The sequence below is a fragment of the Methylocella sp. genome (assembly GCF_044226135.1).
In the GTDB taxonomy this organism is placed as follows: domain Bacteria; phylum Pseudomonadota; class Alphaproteobacteria; order Rhizobiales; family Beijerinckiaceae; genus Methylocapsa.
Genome location: NZ_JBGAHM010000011.1, coordinates 88467 through 95460 on the forward strand (window position 1 = coordinate 88467; position 6994 = coordinate 95460).

General features: G+C 61.4%; 7 protein-coding genes. 6 read left to right on the plus strand and 1 reads right to left on the minus strand.

Annotation, left to right across the window (positions count from 1 at the left end; all coding sequences use genetic code 11):
• Window positions 1-21: 21 nt before the first annotated feature.
• The 3 genes from ACILRB_RS07470 (at window position 22) to ACILRB_RS07480 (ending at window position 3250) form a co-directional block, all read left to right on the plus strand.
• On the plus strand, window positions 22-1071 hold the full coding sequence (locus ACILRB_RS07470) for a ParA family protein (RefSeq protein WP_395665670.1): 1050 nt from the start codon (window positions 22-24) through the stop codon (window positions 1069-1071).
• Window positions 1064-1675 carry a HEPN domain-containing protein gene (locus ACILRB_RS07475; RefSeq protein WP_395665671.1) on the plus strand — a complete coding sequence of 204 codons (612 nt, stop codon included), beginning with the start codon at window positions 1064-1066 and terminating at the stop codon, window positions 1673-1675. The genes ACILRB_RS07470 and ACILRB_RS07475 overlap by 8 nt, the downstream gene beginning before the upstream one ends.
• Window positions 1676-2437: 762 nt before the next feature.
• Window positions 2438-3250: a hypothetical protein gene (locus tag ACILRB_RS07480; protein WP_395665672.1), complete on the plus strand. Its 813-nt coding sequence runs from the start codon at window positions 2438-2440 to the stop codon at window positions 3248-3250.
• A 378-nt stretch (window positions 3251-3628) separates the two neighbouring features.
• Here ACILRB_RS07480 and ACILRB_RS07485 read toward each other — a convergent pair whose 3' ends face one another.
• The gene (locus ACILRB_RS07485) at window positions 3629-3802 is read right to left on the minus strand and encodes a DUF1328 domain-containing protein (RefSeq protein WP_395665673.1); all 174 of its coding nucleotides are present in this window, start codon (window positions 3800-3802) and stop codon (window positions 3629-3631) included.
• 524 nt (window positions 3803-4326) lie between these two features.
• On the opposite strand from ACILRB_RS07485, the gene ACILRB_RS07490 reads away from it, so the two are divergent.
• The 3 genes from ACILRB_RS07490 to cysK all read left to right on the plus strand — a co-directional run.
• Window positions 4327-4533, plus strand: coding sequence for a hypothetical protein (locus ACILRB_RS07490; RefSeq protein WP_395665674.1), 207 nt, complete (start codon window positions 4327-4329; stop codon window positions 4531-4533).
• 72 nt (window positions 4534-4605) lie between these two features.
• The gene (locus ACILRB_RS07495; RefSeq protein ID WP_395665675.1) at window positions 4606-5913 is read left to right on the plus strand and encodes an O-acetylhomoserine aminocarboxypropyltransferase/cysteine synthase family protein; all 1308 of its coding nucleotides are present in this window, start codon (window positions 4606-4608) and stop codon (window positions 5911-5913) included.
• 214 nt (window positions 5914-6127) lie between these two features.
• Window positions 6128-6994: cysteine synthase A (gene cysK, locus ACILRB_RS07500; RefSeq protein WP_395665676.1), on the plus strand; the 867-nt coding region annotated here is incomplete at its 3' end.

Consider the following 6994-nt stretch of genomic DNA (forward strand, 5'->3'; position numbering starts at 1 on the left):
TTCCCAAAAATAGGCGATGTAATGTCAACCCAGATATCCTTATTTAATCATAAAGGCGGCGTAAGCAAAACAACTACGGCTTTTAATTTGGGCTGGATGCTTGCATCAAAAGGAAAACGTATACTTTTAGTAGATTGCGATCCCCAGTGCAATCTTACCGGAATGTTCCTCGGGTTCACAGGCATGGACGAATTCGATTCGATATATAATCAAGCCGGGATCAGAAACATCCGTGATGGATTAGCTCCGGCATTTGAATCTAAGCCGGTTCCCTTAGAACCGGTTATATGCGAGACGATGAAAGGTCAAAGCAACCTATTCCTGTTGCCAGGACACATTGGCTTGGCCGAATACGAAACAACCTTAGGTATCGCCCAAGAGCTTTCTGGATCGCTTGTAACACTTCAGAATCTTCCTGGATCTCTGCATTATCTATTTGATATAACGGCAACAAAGTATAATATAGATATAGTAATAGTTGATATGAGCCCGAGTTTAGGGCCAATTAATCAAAATTTGCTGGCAACGAGCGATTTTTTTATCGTCCCGATGGCTCCAGATTATTTCTCTGTCATGGCTACAGAATCACTTTCTAAAGTGCTTCCGAAATGGAAAGAATGGGCAAATACAGCTAAGTATAATAAGGTGTTGCAAGCAGCGACTTATCCGCTCCCGCAATGTAATCCGCGATTTTTAGGTACAATCCTTCAGCGCTATCGTGTGAGGGAAGGAAACACTCCGTCTACAGCATTTCAAAGATGGATTGAAAAGGTTGAAAACAAGGTCGAAACTGTACTCTTGCCAGTTCTTAAAGAAAACAGCATGCTTCTGCCAGAAACTGCGTATACAGCCGCCAAAATGGGTATCGGTGGAACTATTGCGCAGCTTGGCGAGTTCAACGGATTAATTGCGCAATCGCAAAAACACAAGCAGCCTGTTTTTAACCTAACAGACGAGCAACTTGAACAAACAGGAATTGTTCTAGAACGTACAAAAAAATCTATGCGCAAGTTCAACACGCTTTTTTCTGATGCAGCCACAAAGGTGCTTACGTTGGTCGACAATGCGTAGCGCGATCGAGCAGCTAAAAATAAATATTAGTAGAGTTAGACATCTTGGCGGATTATTTGATGTGTTTAGTCTGAAAACAACGAAAGCTATAGATGCTACTGACATTTTACGTGCGCAATATGTACTTTCTGTTAGCGCACTTGACCAATATATTCATGAGATAACTCGCATAGGAATGCTCGAGATATTTGACGAAATTAGGCCAAGCTGCAAGCGGTTTTCTAATTTTAGAGTGTCGTTAGAATTTTTAAACAATGATAAAAGCGGAACACCACTTCGCTCAAGGCTTGAGGCGGAAATTAGAAACCAACATAGTTATAAATCTTTTCAGCACCCCGACAAGATTGCGGATGCTGTCCGATTATTTAGCGATGTAAGTCTGTGGGCAGCAGTAGCGAAACGGATGGGGCACAACGAGAAAGACATAAAAGCGAGAATGATACTTATTGTAGAAAGACGCAACAAAATTGCACATGAAGCTGACCTGGATCCGACATACCCTAACACCAGATGGCCAATATCTAGCAAAATGGTATCTGACGTTGCAGAATTTATAGAAACCGTTTCGGAACATATTTTTGCAGAACTCGATCAAAATAGATAATCTTCTGCCTATTAAGCGGAGTCGTTTTATATATGAAGCTCGGTCGTGGCGGCGACGAAAGGCGTTGATTGACCGCGCCAACGCGGTGCAGAACATGATGTAGGCGAAGGCGATGCCCACGAGACGCCCGCCGTTGTCGCCGCGTCGCTGGTCGACGTCCTACACCACATGTTTGACCAGTCGCTCAAACAGGCGACGAGCGGAGACAAGGCATGGCTGAAATCGAACAAATCGAAATGGACCGCCACCGCGCCCAGCTCGCTTCCGACGTCAAAGCCCTCGTCGAGAAATATCGCGCGATCTTCGACTAGGACGTGCCCGACATTGACCAGGGCGCGGCCGACCGGCTGATCCTCGCCGAAATCAGGACCGCGCTCGACGCTGTCGAGACCGAGATTGCGCCGAAGGGCTGAGAATCCTCATCCTGAGGAGCCGCCAAAGGCAGCGTCTCGAAGGATGCGGCGGCGCGCGCTCCGGCCCGCACGGTTCGAGACGGGCTCTTCGAGCCCTCCTCACCATGAGGGCCTTTGGGAAGACAGGTTTCAGACCGTCTGAGCGCCCCCTTTCCGAATCGCCCGCGCGACCGGTCGCATCGTCGCATGTCCGACGCTTCCCTCTCCATCCTGCGCGAATTACGCTCCGACCGCGCGCTCGGGCGAGGCGCACGGCGGCGCAAAAGCAGTTTCGCGCGCTGGCGTGAGCCTCTATAGCCGAAGCGTGACAGTCGCGCGCCGTCCGGCGCCTCCATGGCGGCCCTGACCCATGCCCTTTCCCTTATCGCTGTTCGCTTCGCTCGCCGAATCCAGCCTCGGCCTGCTCGCCCTCGTCCTGTTCGCCTGCCTCGCCGCCGCCGCCGAGGCCGGTTTTCATATCGGCCGCCGGCAGGCGCGCCGCCATCCCGACCACAAGACGCGCGAAGGCGTCGGCACGCTGGTGTCCGGCATGCTCGGCCTTGTCGCCTTCTCGCTCGGCGTCACGCTCAGCATCGCGCAGAGCCGGCACGAGTCGCGCCGCGTCGAGGTGGTGCAGGAGGCGAACAGCATCGGCACGGCGTGGCTGCGCGCGAAACTCGTCGGCGGCGAGGCCGGCGAGGCGATCGCCGCCGCGGTCGAAGACTACGCGCGCGTGCGGCTCGACTATACGAGGCTCGATCAGGGCGGCGACGAACGTGCTCTGATCGCCCGCGCCGGCGCGATGCAAAACGCGATGTGGGCGCAGGCGACGCAGATCGCGCGCGCGACGCCGACCGCCGTCGCGGCGTCGCTGGTCGGCGCCCTGAACGACATGTTCGACCAGTCGCTCACGCAGCGCGCGGCCTTCGAGAGCCGCGTGCCCCATGTGCTCAACGCCATGCTGCTGTGCGGCTCGATGCTGGCGCTCGGCGCGCTCGGCTTCCAGTTCGGCCTCGGGGGCTCGCGGCCGCTGACGCTCGGAACGCTGCTGCTTTCGATGTGGGTCGGCGCGATGGTGGTGATCGTCGACTTCAACCGGCCCCGGCTCGGCTTCATGCGCGTCGACGCGTCGCCGCTGGTCTGGACCATCGAGGGATTTTCGAGCCCGCCCGCCGCCCGCTGAAGCGACATTTTGACGGAACGGCGCGCGCCCGATCGACCCGCGGGCCTCCTGTTTCAGGAAACGGCGGCGGCCGCGGTCAAACATATTGAAGTGGGTCGCTGTCGCGCAAACGCGCCAGCGACGTCAAAGCCCTCGTCGGCCGTCACCGCTTCGCCAGTCCATGGCGCGCAATGGGCGCGGGGCTTCGGACGCCAGACGCCGATCGAAAAGCTTGGCCTGACGGCCGAGACGACGCACACATGCTGGGCCGCCGGCGCCATGACCTTTGATCGGTCGTAGCGCCGCCGCGTCGTCATGGGCTCGTTTCTGAGGCTTCCCGTTTGAAGGCCTCAAATCGCCTCAAAGATAAAACCACAAGATAATCAATGAGATTTTATCCTAAGGCGCGCCCCGTCGCCCCATCATCCCCATGACCAGCGTCACGAGGAAGATCACCAGAAAGACGAAGAACAGAATCCGCGCGACGTCGGCGGCGCCGGCCGAAATGCCGGTGAAGCCGAACAGCGCCGCGACCAGCGAAACGACCAGAAAAATAAGCGCCCATCTTAGCATGAGCCGTCTCCTTCGCGCCTGAGGCCGGGCCCTGCGCCCGCGTCGCGCCTTGAACGGCGAAGCCCCGTCCGCGTTCCGCGCCAGAAGCTCCGGCCGCGCGATTCATGACGCCGCCGGGACCGCCAAGCCCGTCCGCGCCGCGCCGGGACGTGCGCCGGACCATGTCACGACGCGGTCTTAACCTTTCATTAGGCGTGTGGCGGCTTTTTGCTGGCGCGGGCGTTTGCAGGCGCTAGGAAAGGCGCGAAAGCAGGTTCTGACCGGGCTGGGTCATCCGGGCGCAGAACAGGCCCAACCTCATGATTCTGGAGCGTTTTCAGCCAGGCGCCGCGGTTCGGCCGAAAAACGCTCCTGACGCTGGCCCGGTCTTTACTCGATAATTTCTATCAACTAATCTCGTCCAGAGGCGAGCGGCCAGACCCGCCCGCCACGCTTGAAATTCTTCCATACTGCACAAATCTCTTGCAAACAGGCGCCAAAACGCCTCCTTTGCAGTCTTCCGCCCCAACCTCCGGATGCGCCCCATGGCATTGACGACGCAAGGCGAAACGCTGGGTCTCTTCCCCGAAACCATCACTGTCTCCTCACGGGTCATGATCAGGGAGCGCAAGCCGGCGCGGCAGATCAAAGAGGCCCAGGCCGAAGCCCAAAAGCCGGCGGCGGTCGGCGCCCGCGAGACGCGCCTTGCCCCCGCGTCCCTCCCGGCCCGTCGCGGCCCCGCCCATTTCTGACCAAATCTTCCGCGCCTTGCGCTTCGCCGCCGCGCCCGCGCAAGCGCCCGGGCGCCTCCTGAGGAGACGCCCATGAGCCAGGACCTGAAACCGGAAACGCTCGCCCTCCACGCCGGATGGCGCGCCGACCCCGCGACCGGCGCGGTCGCCGTGCCGATCTACCAGACCACCTCCTACCAGTTCCACGACACGCAGCACGCGGCCGACCTGTTCGCGCTGCGCGAACTCGGCAACGTCTACACCCGCCTCGGCAATCCGACGACCGACGTGCTGGAGCAGCGCGTCGCCGCGCTCGATGGCGGCGTCGCCGCGCTCGCCCTCGCCTCGGGTCAGGCGGCCTCGGCCTTCGCCGTGCAGAACCTCGCCCGCGCCGGCGACAATATCGTCAGCGGCACGGACCTTTACGGCGGCACCTGGAACCTGTTCGCCAACACGCTGAAGGATCAGGGCCTCGAAGTCCGCTTCGTCGACCCGTCCGACCCGGACGCCTTTCGCGCGGCGACCGACGCGCGCACGCGCGCCTACTACATCGAGACGCTGCCCAATCCGAAGCTCGTCGTGCCGCCGATCGCCGAGATCGCCGCGGCCGGGCGCGAGGTCGGCGTTCCGCTCGTCGTCGACAACACCGCCGCCCCCCTGCTCTGCCGCCCGCTCGAGCACGGCGCGGCGGTCGTCGTCTATTCGGCGACGAAATATCTCGGCGGCCACGGCACGTCGATCGGCGGCATCATCGTCGACGGCGGAAACTTCGACTGGGAGGCGCACGCCGAACGCCAGCCGGCGCTCAACACGCCGGACCCAAGCTATCACGGCGCGGTGTGGACGCAGGCGACGAAGCCGCTCGGCCCGGTGGCCTACATCATCAAGGCGCGCACGACGCTGCTGCGCGACGTCGGCGCCGCGCTTTCGCCGTTCAACGCCTTTCTGCTGCTGCAGGGGATCGAGACCGCGCCGCTGCGCGTCGCCCGCCACTGCGAGAACGCCGCCGCCGTCGCCCGCTGGCTGTCGCGCCGCGCCGGAGTGAAAAAAACGATCCACCCCTCGCTGCAGACGGGCGCGGCGCGCGAGCGCGCCGACCGCTACCTCAGGGGCGGCCATGGCGGCCTCGTCGGCTTCGAGCTTGCCGGCGCCGAGGAAGGCCGCAAATTCATCGATTCGCTGAAGCTGCTCTACCATGTGGCCAATATCGGCGACGCGCGCAGCCTTGCGATCCACCCGGCCACGACCACCCATTCGCAGCTTTCGGCCGAAGAGCAGCGCGCGACGGGCGTGACGCCGGGCTATGTGCGCCTGTCGATCGGCATCGAGCATATCGACGACATTCTGGCCGATCTCGACCAGGCGCTGGCGGCGGCGACGGGCCTCGCCGAGGCGGCCTGACGCTGCGGCGCGGCCTTGGTCCGAAGCCGCGCCGAGCCTCATGATTTATTGACAACTCTAGTAATCTTATAGAGTATGCGGCGGCTGCGCGCCGCCGCGGGTTGACGCGCCGGCTTTTCCGGCGCGAGACGCCGGAACTCCCGGCCGACGCCTCCCGAGCCGAACGTCTTCAGCCCCGGCTGGAGCGCGTCTTACTGTGAATGGAGCCTCGCCCATGGCGCAAGCCGCCGTCAAAGCCGAATCCCCCGCGCCGGCGCATGCGCCCGGACGCGGACGCATCTATAATTCGATCACCGAGACGATCGGCGACACCCCGCTGGTGCGGCTCGCCAAGATCGAGCGGGAGAAGGGCCTCAAGGCCCGGCTGCTCGCCAAGCTCGAGTTCTTCAACCCGCTCGCCAGCGTCAAGGACCGCATCGGCGAGCACATGATTTCAGCGCTCGAGGCCGAGGGCAAGATCACCCCCGGCAAGACGACGCTGATCGAGCCGACCTCGGGCAACACCGGCATCGCGCTCGCCTTCACGGCGGCGGCGCGCGGCTACAAGCTCATTCTCGTCATGCCCGAATCGATGTCGATCGAGCGCCGCAAGATGCTCGCCCTGCTTGGCGCCGAACTGGTCCTGACCCCTGCGGCGCAGGGCATGAAGGGCGCGATCGCGCGCTCGCTCGAACTCGCCGAATCGACCCCCGACTCGTGGATTCCGCGCCAGTTCGAAAATCCCGCGAACGTCGAAATCCACAAGAAGACGACGGCGGAGGAGATCTGGAACGACACCAGGGGCGAGATCGACTATTTCGTCGCCGGCGTCGGCACCGGCGGCACCATCACCGGCGTCGGCGAGGTGCTGAAGCCGCGCCGTCCCGGCCTCAAGGTCGTCGCGGTCGAGCCCGAGGATTCGCCGGTGCTGTCGGGCGGCCAGCCGGGCCCGCACAAGATTCAGGGCATCGGCGCAGGCTTCGTGCCGGCGATCCTCGACCGTTCGGTGATCGACGAGGTCGTGACCGTCGGCAACCAGACGGCCTTCGACACGGCGCGCCATCTCGCGCGCGCCGAGGGCATTCCGGTCGGCATCTCCTCC